Annotated in this window: 18 protein-coding genes and 1 other RNA gene; 16 read left to right on the top strand and 3 right to left on the bottom strand. The window is 56.7% G+C overall.

The window, feature by feature from the left end; genetic code table 11:
- Positions 1 to 3 precede the first annotated feature (3 nt).
- From ffs to OSH04_RS05590, 8 genes are all read left to right on the top strand, one after another.
- An RNA gene (gene ffs, locus OSH04_RS05625) (signal recognition particle sRNA small type) lies at positions 4 to 101 on the top strand.
- A gap of 115 nt (positions 102 to 216) precedes the next feature.
- On the top strand, positions 217 to 2,544 hold the full coding sequence (locus OSH04_RS05620; protein WP_266108087.1) for a DNA polymerase III subunit gamma/tau: 2,328 nt from the start codon (positions 217 to 219) through the stop codon (positions 2,542 to 2,544).
- 41 nt (positions 2,545 to 2,585) lie between these two features.
- Positions 2,586 to 2,912, top strand: a complete 327-nt coding sequence (locus tag OSH04_RS05615) for a YbaB/EbfC family nucleoid-associated protein (protein WP_009463063.1) — start codon at positions 2,586 to 2,588, stop codon at positions 2,910 to 2,912.
- Entirely contained in the window at positions 2,912 to 3,523 is a 612-nt protein-coding gene (recR, locus tag OSH04_RS05610; protein WP_003803396.1) for a recombination mediator RecR, read from the top strand. Before OSH04_RS05615 ends, recR begins: the two co-directional genes overlap by 1 nt.
- Before the next feature lie 104 nt (positions 3,524 to 3,627).
- The gene (locus OSH04_RS05605) at positions 3,628 to 4,668 is read left to right on the top strand and encodes an ABC transporter substrate-binding protein (protein ID WP_035271448.1); all 1,041 of its coding nucleotides are present in this window, start codon (positions 3,628 to 3,630) and stop codon (positions 4,666 to 4,668) included.
- On the top strand, positions 4,661 to 5,467 hold the full coding sequence (locus OSH04_RS05600) for an ABC transporter ATP-binding protein (protein ID WP_060185647.1): 807 nt from the start codon (positions 4,661 to 4,663) through the stop codon (positions 5,465 to 5,467). Before OSH04_RS05605 ends, OSH04_RS05600 begins: the two co-directional genes overlap by 8 nt.
- Before the next feature lies 1 nt (position 5,468).
- Positions 5,469 to 6,263 (top strand): ABC transporter permease, encoded by a 795-nt coding sequence (locus tag OSH04_RS05595; protein WP_009463067.1) that lies wholly within the window; start codon positions 5,469 to 5,471, stop codon positions 6,261 to 6,263.
- Positions 6,264 to 6,535: 272 nt separating this feature from the next.
- Positions 6,536 to 7,273, top strand: a complete 738-nt coding sequence (locus OSH04_RS05590; protein WP_266108086.1) for a class I SAM-dependent methyltransferase — start codon at positions 6,536 to 6,538, stop codon at positions 7,271 to 7,273.
- A 200-nt stretch (positions 7,274 to 7,473) separates the two neighbouring features.
- Here the strand turns inward: OSH04_RS05590 and tal are convergent, their stop codons facing one another.
- Positions 7,474 to 8,436: a transaldolase gene (tal, locus tag OSH04_RS05585; protein WP_009463071.1), complete on the bottom strand. Its 963-nt coding sequence runs from the start codon at positions 8,434 to 8,436 to the stop codon at positions 7,474 to 7,476.
- Positions 8,437 to 8,605: 169 nt separating this feature from the next.
- Between tal and carA the strand changes: the two genes are divergently transcribed.
- The 4 genes from carA (at position 8,606) to OSH04_RS05565 (ending at position 14,842) form a co-directional block, all read left to right on the top strand.
- Positions 8,606 to 9,769: a glutamine-hydrolyzing carbamoyl-phosphate synthase small subunit gene (gene carA / locus OSH04_RS05580; protein ID WP_035270978.1), complete on the top strand. Its 1,164-nt coding sequence runs from the start codon at positions 8,606 to 8,608 to the stop codon at positions 9,767 to 9,769.
- An 8-nt stretch (positions 9,770 to 9,777) separates the two neighbouring features.
- A complete protein-coding gene (gene carB, locus OSH04_RS05575) occupies positions 9,778 to 13,020 on the top strand; it encodes a carbamoyl-phosphate synthase large subunit (protein ID WP_035270977.1) in 3,243 nt (1,080 codons plus the stop codon).
- Between the two features lie 141 nt (positions 13,021 to 13,161).
- On the top strand, positions 13,162 to 14,058 hold the full coding sequence (lpxO, locus tag OSH04_RS05570; protein WP_026485242.1) for a lipid A hydroxylase LpxO: 897 nt from the start codon (positions 13,162 to 13,164) through the stop codon (positions 14,056 to 14,058).
- A 13-nt stretch (positions 14,059 to 14,071) separates the two neighbouring features.
- Positions 14,072 to 14,842 carry an SDR family oxidoreductase gene (locus tag OSH04_RS05565; RefSeq protein WP_266108085.1) on the top strand — a complete coding sequence of 257 codons (771 nt, stop codon included), beginning with the start codon at positions 14,072 to 14,074 and terminating at the stop codon, positions 14,840 to 14,842.
- A 324-nt stretch (positions 14,843 to 15,166) separates the two neighbouring features.
- On the opposite strand, the gene OSH04_RS05560 is transcribed toward OSH04_RS05565, so the two are convergent.
- Complete coding sequence (locus OSH04_RS05560) at positions 15,167 to 15,805, bottom strand: histidine phosphatase family protein (protein WP_266108084.1); 639 nt, start codon at positions 15,803 to 15,805, stop codon at positions 15,167 to 15,169.
- 319 nt (positions 15,806 to 16,124) lie between these two features.
- Here OSH04_RS05560 and OSH04_RS05555 point away from each other — a divergent pair, with 319 nt between their 5' ends.
- Together OSH04_RS05555 and greA are read left to right on the top strand one after the other, a co-directional pair.
- Positions 16,125 to 17,450 carry a solute carrier family 23 protein gene (locus OSH04_RS05555; protein WP_035270974.1) on the top strand — a complete coding sequence of 442 codons (1,326 nt, stop codon included), beginning with the start codon at positions 16,125 to 16,127 and terminating at the stop codon, positions 17,448 to 17,450.
- Between the two features lie 407 nt (positions 17,451 to 17,857).
- Positions 17,858 to 18,334: a transcription elongation factor GreA gene (gene greA / locus OSH04_RS05550; protein ID WP_022983494.1), complete on the top strand. Its 477-nt coding sequence runs from the start codon at positions 17,858 to 17,860 to the stop codon at positions 18,332 to 18,334.
- A 96-nt stretch (positions 18,335 to 18,430) separates the two neighbouring features.
- On the opposite strand, the gene OSH04_RS05545 is transcribed toward greA, so the two are convergent.
- Complete coding sequence (locus tag OSH04_RS05545; protein WP_009463087.1) at positions 18,431 to 19,027, bottom strand: YhbY family RNA-binding protein; 597 nt, start codon at positions 19,025 to 19,027, stop codon at positions 18,431 to 18,433.
- 17 nt (positions 19,028 to 19,044) lie between these two features.
- Between OSH04_RS05545 and OSH04_RS05540 the strand changes: the two genes are divergently transcribed.
- The gene (locus OSH04_RS05540; protein WP_009463090.1) at positions 19,045 to 19,683 is read left to right on the top strand and encodes an RlmE family RNA methyltransferase; all 639 of its coding nucleotides are present in this window, start codon (positions 19,045 to 19,047) and stop codon (positions 19,681 to 19,683) included.
- Positions 19,684 to 19,790: 107 nt separating this feature from the next.
- Positions 19,791 to 21,704, top strand: coding sequence for an ATP-dependent zinc metalloprotease FtsH (gene ftsH, locus OSH04_RS05535; RefSeq protein ID WP_009463092.1), 1,914 nt, complete (start codon positions 19,791 to 19,793; stop codon positions 21,702 to 21,704).
- The last annotated feature ends 9 nt before the right edge of the window (positions 21,705 to 21,713 follow it).

Raw genomic sequence — 21,713 nt, 5'->3', positions numbered from 1 at the left:
GTCGGCGGGCCCCTCCGCATGGTTCGGCGGTGAATCTGGTCAGGTCGGGAACGAAGCAGCCACAGCCGTGCAGAATCAGTGCCGGAGTCAGGCTCGCCACTTCATTTGCTTATCGGGTTATGCGCGCCCGGTCTATCTGCTTCCCTTCAGCACCGAATCCGGTACACTTTTCCTTTCGCTTATTTGTATTGATGGTTCACGCCGTCCGGAATTCGCATGACCTATCTCGTTCTGGCCCGCAAGTGGCGCCCCCGTTCCTTTGACACCTTGGTTGGTCAGGACCACGTGGTGCGCGCTCTGACGCACGCCCTGGATACCCAGCGCCTGCACCATGCCTGGCTGTTTACGGGCACACGCGGCGTGGGCAAGACCACCTTGTCGCGTATTCTGGCCAAGTCGCTGAACTGCGAAACCGGCATCACTTCCAAGCCCTGTGGCGTTTGCCGCGCTTGTACCGAGATTGATGCTGGCCGCTTTATTGATTATGTAGAGCTGGACGCCGCTTCCAACCGTGGTGTGGAAGAGATGACCCAGCTGCTGGAGCAGGCGGTCTACGCCCCCAGCTCGGGCCGTTACAAGGTCTACATGATTGACGAAGTTCACATGCTGACCGGGCACGCCTTTAATGCCATGCTCAAGACGCTGGAAGAGCCGCCAGCGCACGTCAAATTCATTCTGGCCACGACCGATCCGCAAAAGATTCCGGTCACGGTCTTGTCGCGCTGTCTGCAATTCAATTTGAAGCAGATGACAGTGCCCGCGATTGTGGGCCACCTGCAAGACATTCTGACCCAGGAAGAAATGCAGTTCGAGCTGCCTGCCTTGCGTTTGCTGGCACAGGCAGCCGATGGCTCCATGCGCGATGCCTTGTCGCTTAGCGACCAGGCTATTGCCTATAGCGCAGGCGATCTTAGCGCCCAGGCTGTACAAGCCATGCTGGGCACCATTGATCAACGCCACCTGGCGCAATTGCTGCAAGCGCTGGTCGCTTATGATGCGCAGGCCATTATGGGTGTGGCCGATGATCTGGCCTTGCGCGGCCTGTCTTATTCGGGCGCTCTGGCTGATCTGGCCACCTTGTTGTCCCGTATCGCCATCGAGCAGCGCATTCCCGGCACGATTTCTGATGATGATCCTTTGGCAGAAGCAGTGCGGCAATTGGCGCCCATGCTCTCGCCCGATCATGTGCAGTTGTTTTACTCGGTAGCGGTGCATAGCCGTCAGGAGCTGTCTTTGGCTCCGGATGAGTACGCCGGTTTTGTGATGGCGTGCTTGCGCATGCTGGCTTTGCTGCCCGAGCCTGTCTCGGCGTATGTGCCGCCAGCAGGGCCTTCGGGGTCTGATACTGCTGGTGCTGGCGCGGCTCAGGCTGCTCCCACCCCTGCGGCAGCCCCCGCTGCCTCAGAGCTTGCGTCGGCACCGGCTACCTCTACTGCCCCTGTTGATGCCGCCGCCTCTGCCGTGCCTCAGCAGGCACAGGCTTCTGCCCCTGCAGCCGCCCCGGTCGCTGATGTTGCCCGTGCACATGCAGCCCAAGCAGCGCCAGTCGCAGAATCCATCCCTGCTGACGACGATTTTGTCCCGGCCTGGGAAGATGCTCCCGAGCCTGCCGGTGCAGGGGCCAGCTATGACTCTTCAGAGTCTGCCCCAGCGGATGCAAGCTTTGAAGCCGGTTCCGCGACCAGTCAGCCTCAAGAAGCTGCGACTGCAGTTGCTGACAGCAGCGCTGTTGAAGCCGCCCAAGCGGCATCGATTCCGTTAGCCCAGCCAGCCGCAGAGCCCACCTCCGCATCCCAGGCTGATTCCTCTGCCGACTCTGTAGCGGAATCCTCCAAAGCCCAGGGCAAGAGCAGTGCTCAGCCCCTGATGTCGTCTCAGGCCCAGGCCGCCGCCCGAGTAGAACCCGTGGCTGAAGAAGCGCCGCCAGCCGTCTCCACCCAGGACGGCCCGGAAGAGCCCGCCTGGCTGTCCGAGGGCATGGACGAAGAGTTCGAGAATTACCAACCTCTGGATATGGACGCGGCTCGTGCCGAAGAAGACGGCGATGTACCGTCTGTGTCCCTGTCTGATCGCTTCATGCCCGACACTGAACTGGGCCTGCCTGTACCGCAAAGCGGCTCGGACAGCCCGCGTACTGTGCGTCTGGGCGGCATGAAACCGGAAACCTGGCCCGAAGTGGCAACCAGCCTGCCCTTAAGTGGCTGGGCCGCTGAATTGGCCCGCCAGAGCGAATGGCTGGGCGTGAAAGGCCAGGAAATCCATCTGCGTGCCAAAATCAAGGCCACTGAAGGCAGCCAGGGCAAAGCGCGCTTGCGCACCGTTTTGTCGGAATACTTCGCCCAGTCCATTCAGTTGGTGATCGAATACGGGGATACGGGCGATGCTACCGCGCATGCCGTGGAGCAGGCCAAGCTGGCCGAGCGCCAGCGACAGGCCGAAGAGCAGGTTGCCCAGGATCCCTTTGTCTTGAGCCTGATCCAGGACTTTGACGGCAGCGTCAAAGCCGGGTCGATCAAGGCCACTCCTTTGGTTCGGGCCGCCTGAATGGCCCCTTGTCAATTTATATCAATCAGGAAAACCAAACCATGATGAAAGGTCAGATTGCCGGCTTGATGCGCCAGGCGCAGCAAATGCAGGAAAACATGAAAAAGGCCCAGGAAGCCTTGGCCGATATCGAGGTCGAGGGCGTTTCCGGTGGTGGTCTGGTCAAGGTCATCATGAACTGCCGCCACGATGTGCGCCGTGTCTCTATCGACCCCAGCCTGCTGGAAGACGAAAAAGAGATGCTGGAAGATTTGATTGCTGCTGCCTTTAACGATGCACAGCGCAAAGCCGAGGCAACGTCGCAGGAAAAAATGGCGGGTGTTACCGCTGGCCTGCCACTGCCACCCGGTATGAAGTTCCCGTTCTAATGAACGAACCGCAGATCGCTGAGCCCGAACCGCTTCGGGCTCTGATCCAGGCTCTGCGTCGGCTACCCGGTGTGGGCGAGCGTAGCGCTCGCCGCATGGCCTACCACTTGTTGCAACACGACCTGGTAGGCGCCGACCAATTGAGCCGCGCTCTTGAACATGCCACGACGGCACTGCAGCACTGTCAGCGCTGCAATGGTTTCACTGTTCAACCTATCTGTGAAACCTGTGCCAATCCCCGCCGTGATCCGGCGTTGTTGTGTGTGGTGGAGACGCCTGCCGATCAAAACATGATCGAGGCTACGCATGGCTATCGAGGCCTTTACTATGTGCTGATGGGGCGTTTGACGCCGCTGGAAGGCATAGGCCCGGATGCCTTGCAATTTGACCGCTTGCTAGAGCGAGCCGGTGATGGCCAAGTGCAGGAAGTGATTCTAGCGACCAATTTCACCGCAGAGGGCGAAACCACCGCCCATCATTTGGCGGAAATGCTCACTAGCCAAGGTTTGAAAGTGACTCGACTGGCACGCGGTGTGCCAGCCGGGAGCGAGCTGGAGTACGTAGACCCCAGCACCATTGCCTGGGCCTTGATGGAGCGTCGCGCCACCTAATCGGGTTTGACCGCTTGGCGGACAAGGGGGGACACCCCCCTTTGTTTTTTAGTATAAGTATCAGACCTAAATAATTAATGACCAACAACAAGAAGGGGATTGCCATGAAACTGACTCGTCGTCATGCACTCAAGCTGGTTGGAGCATCGGGATTGGCACTGTCGCTGCCAACATTGGCCCGTGCACAGGAAATCGAGAAAAAAAGCATCACGATTGCCGTCGGTGGCAAAGCGCTGATCTATTACCTGCCTTTGTCCATTGCCGAGATTAACGGCTATTTTGATGATGAAGGCCTCAAGGTCAAAGTGGCCGACTTTGCCGGTGGCTCCAAGGCCCTGCAAGCGGTTGTCGGTGGCAGTGCCGATGTCGTCTCGGGCGCTTTTGAGCACACCATCAACTTGCAGGCCAAAGGGCAGATGTACCGTGCCTTTGTGCAGCAAGGACGCGCACCGGCCATCGTTTTGGCCGTGTCCAACAAGACGATGGCTGACTATAAGTCGCCTGCGGATTTGAAGGGCAAGAAAATCGGTGTGACCGCACCGGGTTCCTCGACCAATATGATGGTCAACTTCTATCTGGAACAGAACGGTCTGAAACCCTCGGACGTGGCCTTTATCGGCGTAGGCGCCGGCGCGGGTGCGGTCACCGCCATGCGTACGGGTCAGATCGATGCCATGGCTAACCTGGACCCGGTTATCGGCACCTTGCTCAAGGAAAACGAGGTACGTGTCATTGCTGACACCCGTACCGTTGCCGACACCAAGACAATTTTTGGCGGCAATATGCCTTCGGCTTGCTTGTACGCTTCTGAAGACTTCATCACCAAGAATCCGAACACGGCTCAGGCCCTGGCCAACGCCATCGTGCGCGCCGACAAATGGATTCAGGCCAATGACGCTGAAACCATTGCCAAAACCGTGCCTGCCACCTACCTGCTGGGTGATGTAGAGCTGTACAAGCAATGTCTGGACGCCAATAAAGAAGCACTCTCGCCAGATGGTCTGGTCGATGCTGATGGCCCCGCTACCGCCTTGAATGCGCTGGCCGCTTTTGTGCCGAATCTGGACGCATCCAAGATTGATACCAGCAAGATCTTCACCAACGAATTTGCTGAAAAAGCCAACAAGAAGTATCCCAATGTCTGAGGCAGCACTTTCTTTAGATAACATCAGCTGTGTTTTTGCCTCCCGCGATGGCAAAGGTACGTACACAGCGGTTCGTGACGCCAGCCTGAACATTGCTCCAGGCGAGTTTGTGTCGGTTGTAGGCCCAACGGGCTGCGGCAAATCCACGCTCCTGAACGTAGGGGCGGGTTTGCTGAGCCCTTCGTCGGGCGAAGTGCGTGTGTTCGGTAAACCCCTGGAAGGGGTGAACGAGCGCGCTGGCTACATGTTCCAGGGCGAAGCACTCATGCCCTGGCGCAGTGCCGAATCCAACGTGATGGCCGGTCTGGAGTTTGCCGGTGTCCCGCAGGACGAGGCCCGCGCCCGTGCCCAGGAATGGCTCAAGCGAGTCGGCCTGGGTGGCTTTGGGGATCGTTATCCGCATCAGATGTCTGGCGGTATGCGCAAACGCGTCATGCTGGCCCAGACCCTGATTCGTGATCCCGACATCATTCTGATGGACGAGCCGTTTTCGGCACTGGACATTCAGACCCGCCAATTGATGGAAAACGAAGTGCTGGAGATCTGGATGGCGCAGCGTAAAGCCGTGCTGTTCATCACTCACGACCTGGACGAAGCCATTGCCATGAGCGATCGGGTGGTGGTTCTGTCGGCCGGGCCGGGTACTCATCCCATCGGCGAATTTCATGTCGATCTTCCACGCCCTCGTGACGTGGCCGAAGTACGCAACGACCCCCGCTTTGTCGAATTGCATGCGGCAATCTGGGCCGTCTTGCGTGATGAAGTTCTGAAGGGTTATGCCCAGCAAAAGCGTGCCTGATATGTCTAAATCTATTACTCAATCCAAGCTGGCCCTGCGCGGCTGGCAAATCTCGCTGCTCATCGTCATTCTGGCTGCCTGGCACTTTTTTACGCTGGACCCCAAAGTAGCCTTCTTCTTTGGTCAGCCACTGGAAGTGGTCAAGGTGATCTGGGCCTGGTTCGTCACCAATGGTGATATTTACTTGCACCTGGGCGTGACCTTGAGCGAAACCCTGCTGGCCTTTGCCATCGGTACGATTGCCGGTCTGGCTTGCGGTCTGTGGCTGGGCCTGTCGCCGCGTGCGGCGGCCTTGCTGGACCCGTACCTGACGGCAGCCAACTCCATGCCGCGCGTGATTCTTGCGCCTATCTTCGGCATGTGGTTTGGTCTGGGCATCTGGTCCAAAGTGGCTCTTGCCGTGACTCTGGTGTTCTTTATCGTGTTCTTCAACGTATACCAGGGTGTGCGTGAAGTCAGCTCCACCTTGCTGGACAACGCCCGCATGCTGGGTGCCAGCCGTCGCCAGTTGCTGCGCCACGTCTATATTCCTTCGGCAACCAGCTGGGTGTTCTCCAGCCTGCACACCTCGGTCGGTCTGGCCTTTGTGGGGGCTGTGGTTGGGGAATATCTGGGCTCAGCCAGTGGAGTGGGGTACCTGATCCTGCAGGCCGAAGGCACATTGGACGTGAATACGGTGTTTGCCGGTATTGTGGTGCTTACGGTATTTGCGCTGATCCTGGATGGACTGGTCAGTGTGTTTGAAGACCGCTTGTTGGCCTGGCGGCCTCAAGGTGGTGGTACAGAAAAGCTCTGATTACTGTCTGGCCCAAGTGATGAGAAAACCGGCTCCTGTTTCAGGAGTCGGTTTTTTTATGCCTGCTCGTTTTCAAGGGCGAGGAGGGGAGGGACAGTTAGGCACTTAAATACATAGAGGAACACACATGACTGCATTGATATGTGGTTTTCACTCCTATTGCCAAGCCCCCAAAATGCTATAGATCAAGGCCGCACCGCGTGATCAGTGGGTGCCAGCAGTCTCAATACCTTGCAGTGTTTGTTGTCAAACCAACCAGGATGGAGATGCACATGGAAAAACAACATGACTACAACGCAATCGGCACGATTTACGAAGAGTGCAACCGGACCTCGCCCGCTCGGCTGGCAGAAGTCGCTACTGTGGAGCAATTGCTGGGAGACGTGAACGGCAAGTCTGTGCTGGATCTGGCCTGTGGTTATGGCTTTTTCGGGCGCCGGGCCTACGAGCAGGGGGCAGCCAAGGTCGTGGGGGTGGACATTTCGGAGAGCATGGTTAATCAGGCTAAAGACATTTCCAGGCAACAGAAGGAGGATATTGAGTTCCGGGTGGGAGACGTGCTGGAGATGGGGGTAATCGGGCAGTTCGACCGGGCAATTGCGGCCTTTCTGTTCAATTACTCCCGGTCAGTGCAGGAGTTGGAGCAGATGTTCCAGGCCGTGGCAGATAATCTGAAACCGGATGGTCGCTTGGTAGCCTATACCGTGAACCCGGACTTTCAGTTGGGAAAGGAGGATGTGGCCAAGTACGGTTTGAAAGTGCTGACGGAGGAGCCGTACCAAGAGGGCTTTCGGCATACTGCACACTTTAATGTGGGGCCGCCGATTCGTTTTACCTATCACCGCTGGAGCAAAGAGCATTACGAAGCGGCCCTGGCAAAGGCGGGTTTTCGGTCCTTTCGCTGGCAGATGCCGTTATTGACTCAGCAGGCTTTGGATGCCTACCCGCCAGGTTTTTGGGAGGACTACAAAAAGAATTGTCCGCAAATCAGCTTGCTTTGCGAACGTTGAAAGAAAGTGTGCTGGATCAGAAAAGTGCGGTGCATATTGACCTGAGCAAGATCTGGCTGCAGTCCAGATAGGGCTCAAAGTAAATCAGCCCGGCGCAATGCCGGGCTGATTCTTTTTGCTGAGCAAGTTGTTGATCAAACATGGGAGCTTCTTTTCGGGCTTTGCTGGGTGCAAAGCCTTCTAAAGTGTTGTGCCAGTGATCAAGCCTGCTGACGCGCTTGCTGAATCAAGGAGTCCAGCTTGATGCCATCTGCGGTGAACTGACGGATGCCTTCGGCCAGCTTTTCAGTAGCCATCGCGTCCTGGTTCAAATCCGTGCGGAAAGTGATTTCATTGCTGGCACGCCATTCGGGGGCAACCGCCTTGGCGCGCGCCACATCCAGCATGGCAGGGACTTCACCCTGGGCTGCATCCAGCTGGCCCAGCAGATCCGGGCTGATGGTCAGCAGATCGCAACCGGCCAGCGCCTTGATCTGGCCGACATTGCGGAAGCTGGCACCCATGATCTCCGTGGGGATGTCATAGGTTTTGTAGTATTCGTAAATGCTGCGGACCGAGCGCACGCCGGGATCGTTCTCGCCCTGGTTGGCGCTTTCGTCCCAGTCCTGGCCAGCGGTTTTCTTGAACCAGTCGTAGATGCGACCCACAAAGGGCGAGATCAGGGTGACTTTGGCCTGGGCGCAGGCGATGGCTTGCGGCAGGCAGAACAAAAGGGTCAGGTTGCAGTTGATGCCTTCGGCCTGCAGCGTACGGGCGGCCTGGATGCCTTCCCAGGTGCTGGCCAGCTTGATCAGTACCCGTTCGCGCGGCACACCGGCCTTTTCGTAATGCTGAATGATATGGCGGGCGCGCTCGACACTGGCCAGGGTATCAAAAGACAGGCGGGCATCCACTTCGGTGGAGACGCGGCCGGGAACAATGTCCAGAATTTGTTGGCCAAAGGCAACCAGCAACAGGTCGCTGGTTTCAGCCAGGCTGGCGTGAGGGTGGTCGGCGATGACACGGTCCAGCAAGGGGCGATAGGCCGCCTGCTGGACAGCCTTCAAGATCAGGGAAGGATTGGTTGTTGCATCGGTAGGGCGATACGCACGCATCGCTTCAAAATCGCCTGTGTCGGCCACTACGGTTGTGCACTGGCGCAGGGAGTCAAGCTGAGTAGTCATGTCTGTTACTAGTCCATCGCAAAGCCATCAAACCAATCAATTACTGTAGTCGATTTTCCAGGTTTTCGTGCCTGGTTTCGGTGTTATTACCGATAAACTACCGGAAAAACCCCGTTTGAGCATATAATTAGAAGGTTTAATATTAATTTCAGAATCCGGGGTTTTTAACGTGCTGCCGTCTTTATTTCCTGAGGAGTCCCGCACTATCACTAGTGCCGTCCTAGCCCTGGCGGATGGAACCCTATTCAAAGGGGTATCAATCGGTGCCGAGGGGCACTGTGTTGCTGAGATCGTTTTCAATACAGCCATGACGGGCTATCAGGAAATCCTGACAGACCCAAGCTACAGCGGTCAAATTGTTACGCTTACCTATCCGCACATCGGTAATACCGGTGTCAATCCAGAGGACTCCGAATCCACCAAAGCCCACGCTGCCGGGCTTGTCATTCGCGATTGTCCCGCCCGCCTGTCCAACTTCCGCTCCACCCAGTCTTTGCCCGACTACCTGAAAGCTCAGGGCGTTGTGGCCATCTCCGGTATCGACACCCGCAAGCTGACTCGCATTTTGCGCGAGAAAGGCTCCATGGGTGCCTGCATCCTGGTGGGTGATGATGCCGAACGTGCACTGGAACTGGCCCGCTCTTTCCCTGGCCTGAAAGGTCAGGACCTGGCCAAGGTGGTTACCACCGACAAGTCCTACAACTGGACCGAAGGTTCGTGGGAACTGGGCCAAGGTTTCTCCAAGCCCGAAGGCGACCGCTTCCACGTGGTGGCTTACGACTTTGGCGTCAAGGCCAACATCCTGCGCCTGATGGCGGACCGTGGCTGTAAGGTCACCGTCGTGCCTGCGCAAACTCCATTGGCCGATGTGCTGGCTTACGAACCTGATGGCGTGTTCCTGTCCAACGGCCCTGGCGATCCGGAGCCTTGCGATTACGCAATCGAAGCTTGCAAGGGCTTGCTGGAGCGCAAGTTGCCTGTGTTTGGTATTTGCCTGGGTCATCAGATCCTGGGTCTGGCCGTAGGTGCTCAGACCTTGAAGATGAAAAATGGCCACCACGGTGCCAACCACCCTGTGCAGGAACTGGCCAGCGGCCGCGTGTTCATCACCAGCCAGAATCACGGCTTTGCGGTGGATGCCACAACCTTGCCAGCCAATGCCAAGGTCACGCACATTTCTTTGTTCGACCAGAGCCTGCAAGGCTTCGAGTTGACAGATCGCCCCGCGTTTTGCTTCCAGGGTCACCCCGAAGCCACTCCCGGCCCGCGCGATATTGCCTCGCTGTTCGACAAATTCATCAGCCTGATGGCTGCCCACCAGGCCAATAAATAAATCGCACTATGCCAAAGCGTTCAGACTTAAAAAGCATTCTTATCATTGGCGCAGGCCCGATCATCATTGGTCAGGCTTGTGAATTCGACTACTCGGGAGCCCAGGCATGTAAGGCCCTGAAGGCCGAGGGTTACCGGACTGTGCTGGTCAACAGCAACCCGGCCACCATCATGACGGACCCGGATACGGCCGACGTCACCTACATCGAGCCCATCACCTGGCAAGCTGTCGAGAAAATCATTGAAAAAGAGCGTCCCGATGCGCTCTTGCCCACCATGGGCGGCCAAACCGCGCTGAACTGCGCCCTGGATCTGGCCAAGCATGGCGTGCTGGAAAAATTCGGTGTCGAGCTGATCGGTGCCAACGCCGCTGCTATCGAAAAAGCCGAAGACCGCCTGAAATTCAAGGACGCCATGACCTCCATCGGTCTGGAGTCCGCCAAGTCCGGCGTGGCTCACAGCATGGACGAAGCCTGGGCGGTTCAAAAGCGTATCGCTGAAGAAATCGGTACCGCCGGTTTCCCCGTCGTGATTCGCCCCAGCTTCACGCTGGGCGGTACGGGCGGCGGTATTGCCTACAACCCTGAAGAATTCGAAACCATCTGCCGTCGTGGTCTGGAAGCATCGCCAACCAACGAACTGCTGATTGAAGAGTCCCTGCTGGGCTGGAAAGAGTTTGAAATGGAAGTCGTGCGTGATCGCGCCGACAATTGCATTATTGTGTGCTCCATTGAAAACCTGGACCCCATGGGTGTGCACACCGGTGACTCCATCACCGTGGCTCCTGCCCAAACCCTGACCGACCGTGAATACCAGATCATGCGTAATGCATCGATCGCCGTATTGCGCGAAATCGGTGTGGATACCGGTGGTTCGAACGTTCAGTTCGCGGTGAACCCCGATAACGGCCGCATGATCGTTATCGAAATGAACCCGCGCGTGTCTCGTTCCTCGGCTCTGGCTTCCAAAGCCACGGGTTTCCCTATCGCCAAGATCGCTGCGCGTCTGGCCGTGGGTTACACCCTGGACGAGCTGCTGAACGAAATCACCGGCGGTGCGACCCCTGCTTCGTTCGAGCCCACCATCGACTACGTGGTTACCAAGGTGCCACGTTTCGCTTTCGAAAAATTCCCTCAGGCCGATTCGCGCCTGACCACCCAGATGAAGTCCGTGGGCGAAGTGATGGCCATTGGCCGCACTTTCCAGGAATCCTTCCAGAAAGCCCTGCGTGGCCTTGAAGTGGGTGTGGATGGTCTGAACCAGAAAACCACCGACCGCGAAAAACTGCAGGTCGAGCTGGGCGAGCCTGGTCCAGAGCGTATCTGGTACGTGGGCGATGCTTTCGCTCAAGGCCTGACCCTGGACGAAGTTCATAACCTGACCAAGATCGACCCCTGGTTCCTGGCCCAGATCAAAGAGATCGTGGACATCGAACTGGCTCTGGAGCAAAAGACGCTGGCCGATCTGGACCGCGACACCTTGTTCGGTCTGAAGCGTCGTGGTTTCTCCGACCGCCGTCTGGCTTTCCTGCTGGACACCGTGGAATCGGAAGTGCGCAAACTGCGTCACCAGTTGAACGTGCGTCCTGTCTACAAGCGTGTGGACACCTGCGCGGCTGAATTCTCCACCGATACGGCCTATATGTACTCGACCTACGAGGAAGAGTGCGAATCCAATCCTACGGACAAGAAGAAGATCATTGTTCTGGGTGGTGGTCCTAACCGTATTGGTCAGGGTATCGAGTTTGACTACTGCTGCGTGCACGCTGCTTTGGCATTGCGCGAAGATGGTTACGAAACCATCATGGTCAACTGCAACCCCGAAACCGTTTCTACCGACTACGACACCTCCGATCGTCTGTACTTCGAGCCTCTGACTCTGGAAGACGTGCTGGAAATCGTTCACATCGAAAAACCCGTGGGCACCATCGTTCAGTACGGTGGCCAGACTCCGCTGAAATTGGCCCGTGCTCTGGAAGCCAACGGTGTACCTATCATCGGTACCAGCCCTGAATCCATTGACGTGGCTGAAGACCGTGAGCGCTTCCAGAAGCTGCTGACCAAGCTGGGTCTGCGTCAGCCGCCAAACCGTACGGCTCGTACCGAAGGCGAAGCCATTGCTCTGGCTGCTGAAATTGGCTACCCCCTGGTGGTGCGCCCAAGCTATGTGCTGGGTGGCCGCGCCATGGAAATTGTGCACGAGCAGCAAGACCTGGAGCGCTACATGCGCGAAGCGGTCAAGGTCAGCAATGACTCGCCCGTGCTGCTGGATCACTTCCTGAACAACGCTACCGAAGTGGACGTGGACTGCCTGGCCGATGGCGAGCGCGTGTTTGTGGGCGGTGTGATGCAACACATTGAACAAGCTGGTGTTCACTCCGGTGACTCCGCTTGCAGCTTGCCTCCTTACTCGCTCAGCGACGAAACCGTAGCTGAAATCAAGCGCCAGACCGCACTCATGGCCAAGGCCTTGAACGTGAAGGGCCTGATGAACGTGCAGTTCGCCATTCAGGATGGTGATGTGTACGTGCTGGAAGTGAATCCACGTGCTTCGCGTACCGTGCCGTTCGTGTCCAAGGCTACCGGTTTGCAGCTGGCCAAGATCGCCGCTCGCGCCATGGCTGGTCAGACTCTGTCTGAGCAAGGCATTACTGAAGAAGTCACGCCGTCTTACTACAGCGTGAAAGAAGCCGTGTTCCCCTTCGTGAAGTTCCCTGGTGTGGATACCATTCTGGGACCTGAAATGAAGTCCACCGGTGAAGTCATGGGCGTGGGCACCTCGTTTGCCGAAGCCTTCGTGAAGTCGCAGATGGCTGCCAGCGTGAACCTGCCCAAGGGCGGCCTGGCCTTCATCAGCGTGCGTGCTCAGGACAAACCACAAGCCGTTGAAGTGGCTCGTGGCCTGATCTCGCTGGGCTTCAAGGTTGTGGCTACCCGCGGTACCGCCAGCGCCATCGAACAGGCCGGTCTGGCTGTTCAAGTGGTGAACAAGGTTACCGAAGGTCGTCCGCACATTGTGGACATGATCAAGAACGGTGAAGTTTCCTTGGTCATCAATACGGTTGAAGAGCGTCGCAACGCCATCGTTGATTCGCGTACAATCCGTACACATGCGCTGGCTGCCAACCTGGCCTACTACACCACCATTGCCGGTGCTGTGGCGGCGGTTCAAGGCTTGCAGTATCTGAGCCAAGGTGAGGGCTTGAAAGTTTACGCGGTTCAAGAGCTGCACGCTCTGCTCGCGAAACACTAAGTCTTACCCGGCTGGAAAGGCGCACCTTAGTGGTGCGCCTTTTTTTGTTCTTGCATCAGACAAGACCAAGCCGTCGTATTGGGGCAGCACGCAGGCCACCGCCTGCACAGTGCAGAAGTTTTCTTCTTTGGAGATCATGTCGTGAAATGGTTCATTCTTGCCTTGTTCATCGTGTGCACGATTGTTGTGCACTTCAGGGGTCGAGTCAGGCACCGGTTTTCTCGCCAGTTGCTGGATCATTCCACCTTCACGGCTCCTCTGAACGTCTTCATGTACGGCTTTTCGGCAGTACCGAACGAGCCGTATCTGGATTTGAAACATTTTCCCGAGCTGAACAAGCTGCTGGAGCACTGCGATGAAATCCGTGCCGAGGCCGAGCAGCTATTTGGCGAAGGCCATATCAAGGCCTCGGACAAGTACAACGATGCGGGTTTCAACTCCTTCTTCAAAACCGGCTGGACGCGTTTTTACCTGAAGTGGTATGACGCGGATCATCCTTCGGCACGCGAACTGTGCCCGGTGACGACCAATCTGCTCAAGGACATTCCTTCGATCAAGGCGGCCATGTTCACCTCCTTGCCACCCGGTGCCCGTTTACCGCGTCACCGCGACCCTTATGCGGGTTCGCTGCGCTTTCACATGGGGCTGATGACGCCTAATAGCCCGGATTGTTATATCGAAGTGGACGGCCAGCGCTACCACTGGCGTGATGGCGAGGCCGTGGTGTTTGATGAAACCTTTATTCACTACGCCGAGAACAAAACGGATCAGAACCGCATTATCTTGTTTGCGGACGTAGAGCGCCCCATGCGTTACCGCTGGGCACAGGCGATCAATCACGCAGTAGGTGGTTTCTTGCTGCGCGCCGCTGCCGCTCCTAACCAGGAAGGCGACCGCACGGGTGGTATCAACCGTATTTTCGGTACGGTTTATGCAGTGCGTCGTTTCGGCAAGGCGATCAAGAAAAAGAACGAAACCCTGTACTACATCCTCAAGTGGTTGCTGGTGCTGGGCATTGCTGCCCTGATCTTCCTGTAAAAAGCAGGCAAAGATGCAAACCGTCTTTATCACGGGTGCCAGCAGCGGTCTGGGCAAAGCGCTAGCCCAGGAATACGCCGCTCAAGGTGCTTGCCTGGGTTTGCTGGGCCGGCGTCAGGAAGAACTCCAGGCGCTGGCTGAGAGCTTGCCCGGTGTGCACCGTATCTATGTGGCGGATGTACGTGACAGAGACGCCTTGCATCAAGCGGCCCAGGACTTTTTGCAGTTCACAGGGCAAAAAATTGATGTGGTCATTGCCAGTGCGGGGATCAGCGCTGGCACCTTGACGGAAGAAACCGAGGATTTTGCCGTCTTCAAAGCCATTGTGGATACAAACCTTCTGGCCATGGTGGCGACCTTCGAGCCTTTTATCGGCACCATGAAAGCGGCGGGGAAGGGAACCTTGGTGGGTATTGCCAGCGTGGCGGGTATTCGTGGTCTGCCTGGTGCAGGAGCTTATAGCAGCTCCAAGGCGGCTGTCATTGCCTACTGCGAAAGCTTGCGGCTGGAGCTGTCGCTGTACGGTGTCTCTGTTGTCACCATTACGCCTGGTTATATTCGCACGGCCATGACGGCGCAGAATCCTTACTCCATGCCGTTTCTGATGCCTGCTGAGGACTTTGCCCGCAAAGCTCGCAAGACTATCGAGCAGGGCGTGTCCTATCGAGTCATTCCGTGGCAGATGGGAGTTGTCTCGCGCCTGATGCGTCTTTTCCCTAATTGGCTGTATGACCGCCTGGCTCGTCAGGCGCCGCGCAAGCCACGACTGAACAAAAAAAACTGATCATTGCCCCTGTAGCTGATTTTTGAAGCCCTTGTTGGCCTCAGCGTGGCTATGCTTATGGCCGCAACCGCAACCGCAACCGCAACCGCAACCGCAACCGCAACCGCAACCGCAACCGCAACCGCAATAGTGTCTGTGGCTCTTCTGGGTACAGGACCGTCGCTATCGTAAGGATAAAGCTTGCGAGCGTGGCGCTCGAGACACTGTCAGGAACTGATGAGGTGAGTCAGGCGGACAGGATTCCGCACAAGTCTCAGGCTGGTTTAACGAACGTTGCAGCTAATCCGATCTGCGGATACCAGCCTGATCATGGCTATGTATGGCTTAGACTTGCTCGTCTAGCGCTGTATTCAGATGTGGCAATTGCCCCCACTGCGTACAGGTCCAGTTCAAGTTTTCATCAATACTGAAGAAATTCAAGCTGGTATTCAAAATGGCATGAGTGCGCTTGGCATTCAGCGCCTGCTGGTTCAGCTTGCGCCAAACCATATCGATGACACCACCATGGGCAAAGACCAGCAAGTTCTTGCCCGTATTGTCCTGTGCCAGCGCCTCAAAGCAACTCAGAACCCGTGTTTGAAACTGACGCAGTGATTCGCCGCCCTCTACGGCGTAATCGATATCGACGGTATCGTCGGGCTGATCCGGCCCATGGCGGCCAGCCGCATCCCAGGCCTGGCCTTCCAGCTTGCCAAAGCCGCGTTCGCGCAGTCCCTGGACTTGCTGGATTTCAATATCCCAATGCTGACAGGCAATTGCCGCTGTTTCCGAGGCGCGTTGCAGATCGCTGCTGATGATGGCATCCACAGACATGTGAAACGCCGGGGAGCTCAGGTAGCTTTGCAGGGCACGGGCCTGTTCGCGGCCGGTCTCGTTCAGCTCTATATCCTGCCAGCCCTGTAAACGGCGTACGGCGTTCCAGGCGGTTTCACCATGGCGGATCAGACAAATAGACGTACTCATGCTGGCGTAATCACTCTGCTAGGGAATCGGACTGCCAAAGGCAGGCTGATTGTCTATTGTAATGGGCCAGTCAAGCACAGGCAGATAGAGGGGGTATATACCGCATATAGCGCGAGCATCGACGCCAAAAGGCAGTTTGAAACCTGTATTGGCTGGATCCATGTTGGGGTTTACCGCGTACTGCCTTATTTTCAGGTGCCTTGTTGAGTCTTTCACGTTTAAAATCATGCCTCAACGAATCAGCCAGTGCCTCAGGGAGCACTGCGCGACCGTCTGACGAATTGCGCTGTATTTCTTTATTCCTTTTCTGGAACCCTTTATGTCTCAGTCTTACTTCCCGCGTTGGCGCCGAGTGTCCGGCAGCGAACCCGGTGCGGTTGTGCAGCCCGACGAATGTCTGGCCACGCCGCAAAACATTGCCATGGGTGCGCAGCACGTGGTGGCCATGTTCGGCTCCACCATTCTGGCTCCCTTGTTGATGGGCTTTGATCCCAATCTGGCCATCTTGATGTCCGGTATTGGTACGCTGATTTTCTTTGTGTTTGTCGGTGGCCGGGTTCCCAGCTACCTGGGTTCCAGCTTTGCGTTTATTGGTGGTGTGATTGCGGTTACCGGCTATGCCGGTAGCGGCCCGAATCCCAATATTGGCGTGGCCTTGGGGGCCATTATTATCTGTGGTCTGGTCTATACGCTGATCGGTGTTCTGGTCTGGGTGTTCAATGCCCGTACCCAGGGTGGGGCAGCGCGTTTGATCAACCATTGGATGCCTCCGGTTGTTACCGGCTCGATTGTGGCGGTGATTGGCCTGAACCTGGCTCCTATTGCGGCCAAGGGCGCGATGGGTAGCGGCACCTTCGATTCCATGATGGCCTTGATGACCGTGTTGTGCGTGGGTGGTATTGCGGTCTACACCCGAGGGGTGGCTCAGCGCTTGCTGATTCTGGTGGGTTTGGCTCTGGCTTGCGTGTTGTACTGGGTTTTCACCAATGTGATGGGCTACGGCACCCCAATCAACTTTGCACCGGTTGCTGAAGCCGCCTGGCTGGGTCTGCCCAGCTTTTCTGCGCCTGTGTTCCAGGCTCATGCCATGACCGTGATTGTGCCGGTGGCCATTATTCTGGTGGCCGAGAACCTGGGTCACATCAAGGCGGTTAGCGCCATGACCGGTCAGGATCTGGACGGTTATCTGGGTCGTGCTTTCGTGGGTGATGGCGTGGCGACCATGCTGTCCGGCTCCGTAGGCGGCACTGGTGTGACGACTTACGCTGAGAATATCGGCGTGATGGCCGCTACCCGTATCTACTCGACGCTGGTGTTTGCCTTTGCTGCCGTGATCGCGATTTTCCTGGGCTTTTCGCCCAAGTTCGGTGCCGTGATCCAGTCCATTCCTGGCCCTGTGCTCGGTGGCATGTCCATCGTGGTGTTTGGTTTGATCGCTATTGCCGGCGCCCGTATCTGGGTGGTGAACCAGGTGGATTTCAGCGATAACCGCAATTTGCTGGTGGCAGCCGTCACCCTGATTCTGGGGGCTGGTAACTTCTCCTTGCAGTTTGGCGTGATTCGTCTGGACGGCATTGGCTGCGCCACCTTTGGTGCTATTTTGCTGCACGCTTTGTTGCGAGGCCGTCGCCAGAATATGGTGTAGTCGGCCCAAGGCGGATCAAGACTGGCCTGGCTCTGACGAGTTTGGCCATCAGCCTGTCGCCAGTCTCGAAATAGCCTGCTCTAAACCCGTGGCCCTTGAGCTTCTGTTTTTTTACACAGGGGTTTCAGGGGCTTGCTATTTTCAGGCAGTTTGCCGACAATAGATCTCACACCCCGGTTCTTCGCGGGGTTTTTTTCTGCCGCAGAATTTCTCTGTGTCGGAAAAGCCATATTGGGGCAGCCGGCAGGTTTGGCTTGAGCAGTGTGTTTGAATGTACGCTGTAGGGTCAGCAGGACTTTCAAGTCGGCCGATTCAACCTGTTTGATTGTTTGCCCCATCATCGTTATCCCCCTATCTTCCAGGCGCTCCTGCTACGGAGCGTCTTTTACTTGTTGAGCAGGAATACTATGTCTGCGATCCCATTGACTGCGCAGGGCGCACAACGTTTGCAAGTCGAATTACACCGCCTCAAGACGGTGGAACGCCCGGATGTAATTAACGCCATCGCCGAAGCGCGAGCACAAGGCGATTTGTCCGAGAACGCCGAGTATGATGCCGCGCGCGAGCGCCAAGGCTTTATCGAGGGTCGGATTGCCGAATTGGAAGGCACTTTGTCCAATGCCCAGATTATCGAACCGGCCGCGCTGCAGGCGGATGGCCGCATCGTGTTCGGTGCCACGGTTGAAATCGAGGACCTGGAGTCCGGCAACACCGTGACTTACCAGATCGTGGGTGACGTCGAGGCCGACATCCGTGCCAACAAGATTTCCATCTCCAGCCCTGTGGCTCGTGCCCTGATTGGCAAGAGCGAAGGCGATGTGGTCGAGGTCAAGGCGCCCGCCGGTATTCGTGAATACGAAATCCTGTCGATCAGTTACGTTTGACCTTGCTTCTGACAGCAGGCTTGCCCTGCTGTTGATTCGAGCACGCAAAAGAAAGGCCCCTGCACATTGTGCGGGGGCCTTATAATTTACGGCAGTTTAGCGTTTGCCCGAACCGCCCAGTCCGCGACGAGCGCCTGCCCGCAAGGACATGGCACTGCCAGGACGGTTGGTATTGCTACGGGGCGCGGCAGCAGGTTTGACTGCCGAGAACTTTTGAACGCTGCGTGGTGCGGCCGAGGCTTTTTTCGCTTGGGTGCTGCTGCGTTCAGCTTGCATTTCAGCACGGCGAGCACGTTCCGTCTTGCGCGTACGCTGAACACCGGAAGCGGCCAGCTTTTTGGGCGTGTAAGGCTCCGAAGGCTTGCGCACCGCACGGGTAGGTTTTTCAACAGGCGCTCCCAAAACAGGGGGGCGTTCGATATTGGGTCTGTAGATAGTCAGGATTTTGCCCAGATGATGAATAGGGGCAGCATCGAGCGCATCGCAGATTTGTTCTAACATGGTCAGACGAGCCTGACGGTCATCACCGGCCACACGGATCTTGATGAGCTGGTGAGCCTGCAGGTGGACGGTGATTTCTTTGATCACGGCGTCGGTCAGGCCATTGTCTCCAATCAGGACAACTGGGCGCAGAGCGTGAGCAGCAGCACGAAGTTCGCTGCGCTCATGAGGTGTAAGGTTGAGTTTTGGCATAAAGAGATTGTACGGGAATGGCCAAGAAAAAATTCTCTAAAGAGTGGGTTCAGCAGCATATAAATGACCCCTACGTCAAATTGGCGCAACAAAAAGGGTATCGCGCGCGTGCGGCCTTCAAGCTCAGTGAAATATTGGATCTGGAGAAGATTCAGGTTCAGGGCAAGGTGGTGGTGGACCTGGGGTCTACGCCGGGCAGCTGGTCGCAATTGATACGGGAACGCATGGTCGGCCCTGGCGGTGTGCTCAATGGTCGCATTATCGCACTGGATATATTGGAAATGGAACCAATTGCCGGGGTAGAGTTCATGCAAGGCGACTTTCGCGAGGACTCTGTACTGGAGCAATTGCAAGATTCCTTAAAAGGTGCGGCGGTAGACCTTGTGATTTCGGATATGGCCCCCAACTTGTCAGGTGTGGCATCGGCCGATTCCGCCCGCATCCAGCATTTATGCGAGCTGGCACAGGAATTTGCCCTGCAGCATCTGACCGATGAAGGGGTACTGATCGTCAAAGCCTTCCACGGCAGCGGGTTTTCCCAGATCGTGGAGTCTTTCAAGCAGAATTTTGTCAGAGTCGTCGAGCGTAAACCCAAGGCTTCGCGTGATAAATCCTCCGAAACCTTTCTCGTTGCCCGTGGCTTGAAGCGCAGGTAATTTATGACTTGCCGGGCTTTGAATCGGGTAGAATGAACTATGTATGGCGCTTGTTCAGGTATGTGTAAGCATATGGAGCAAGTTATCGCAATCGCAGGAGATTGGCTTTGAACAATTCGTTTTCCAAAGTCGCGATCTGGATGGTTATTGCGCTGGTGCTGTTTACTGTTTTCAAGCAGTTTGACGGCCGGCCACCAGCCACTGATGGCGTCACTTACACACAATTCATGAATGATGCCCGCTCCGGCCGCATCAGCAAGGTGGATATTCAGGGCGATACCCTGCATGTCACGCCGGATTCTGGCCGCAGCTACTCGCTGACGTCCCCCGGTGACCTGTGGATGGTGCCTGAACTGGTGAAATCCGGTGTGCAGGTATCGGGTAAAGCCCGTGAAGAGCCTTCCTTCCTGACCAGCCTGTTCATCTCCTGGTTCCCCATGCTGCTCCTGATTGGCGTGTGGGTGTTCTTCATGCGTCAGATGCAAGGTGGCGGCAAGGGCGGGGCATTCAGCTTCGGTAAATCCCGTGCACGTTTGCTGGACGAGAACTCCAACCCTGTTACCTTTGCGGACGTGGCCGGTTGCGACGAAGCCAAGGAAGACGTACAGGAACTGGTGGACTTTCTGCGCGACCCAAGCCGCTTCCAGCGTCTGGGTGGCCGCATTCCACGCGGTATCCTGATGGTGGGCTCGCCGGGTACAGGTAAGACCCTGTTGGCTCGTGCCATTGCAGGCGAAGCCAAAGTGCCTTTCTTCAGCATTTCCGGTTCCGACTTCGTCGAAATGTTTGTGGGTGTGGGTGCTTCCCGCGTTCGCGATATGTTCGAGACCGCCAAGAAGCAATCGCCTTGCATCATCTTTATCGACGAAATCGACGCCGTGGGCCGCCAGCGTGGCGCAGGCCTGGGCGGTGGTAACGACGAACGTGAACAGACACTGAACCAGTTGCTGGTCGAGATGGACGGTTTTGAAACCGGCCAAGGCGTACTGGTCATTGCTGCAACCAACCGTCCTGACGTACTGGACCCCGCTTTGCTGCGTCCTGGCCGTTTTGACCGTCAAGTGGTTGTTGGCCTGCCTGACATCCGTGGTCGTGAGCAGATTCTGAAAGTGCACATGCGCAAAGTGCCTTTGGCTCCCAACGTGGACGCCGTGGTGCTGGCTCGTGGTACTCCCGGTTTCTCCGGTGCTGATCTGGCTAACCTGGTCAACGAAGCCGCTTTGTTTGCTGCGCGCCGTAATGGTCGCACCGTGGATATGCAGGACTTCGAACGCGCCAAGGACAAGATCATCATGGGTGCAGAACGTCGCACCATGATCATGCCCGAGGAAGAGCGTCGCAACACCGCTTACCACGAAGCCGGTCACGCTTTGGTAGCTTGCATGTTGCCCAAGACGGACCCGGTTCACAAAGTCACCATCATTCCTCGTGGTCGTGCGTTGGGTGTCACCATGCAGTTGCCGGAAGGCGATCGCTACAGCATGGACAAAGAGCGCCTGTTGAACATGATCGCCGTGCTGTTCGGTGGTCGTATCGCTGAAGAAGTGTTCATGAATCAAATGACCACGGGCGCATCGAACGACTTTGAACGTGCCACGCAAATTGCGCGTGACATCGTAACTCGCTACGGCATGACAGACTCTCTGGGGCCTGTTGTGTACGCCGAGAACGAAGGCGAAGTGTTCCTGGGTCGCAGCGTCACCAAAACCACGCATGTGTCCGAAGCCACCATGCAGAAAGTGGACTTCGAAATCCGCAAGATTATCGACGAGCAGTACGCGGTTGCCCGCAAGCTGATCGAAGACAATATGGACAAGATGCATGCCATGGCCAAGGCCTTGCTGGAGTGGGAAACCATTGATGCCGACCAGATCGACGACATCATGAAAGGTTTGCCACCACGGGCTCCACACGTGCCCAACAGCAATGACAACACACCCTCCGATGGCTCCACGCCACCAGCCGCTGGTCCTCGCCCAGCCGATGACAAGGGTGCCGCGGCGACAACGCCGGTTGCTTAACTTACAACA

Origin of the sequence: Alcaligenes nematophilus, from assembly GCF_026344155.1 — a bacterium.
Classification (GTDB): domain Bacteria; phylum Pseudomonadota; class Gammaproteobacteria; order Burkholderiales; family Burkholderiaceae_B; genus Alcaligenes; species Alcaligenes phenolicus.
The sequence above is the reverse complement of the archived record's forward strand: the minus strand, read 5'-3'. Positions and strand labels throughout refer to the sequence as shown.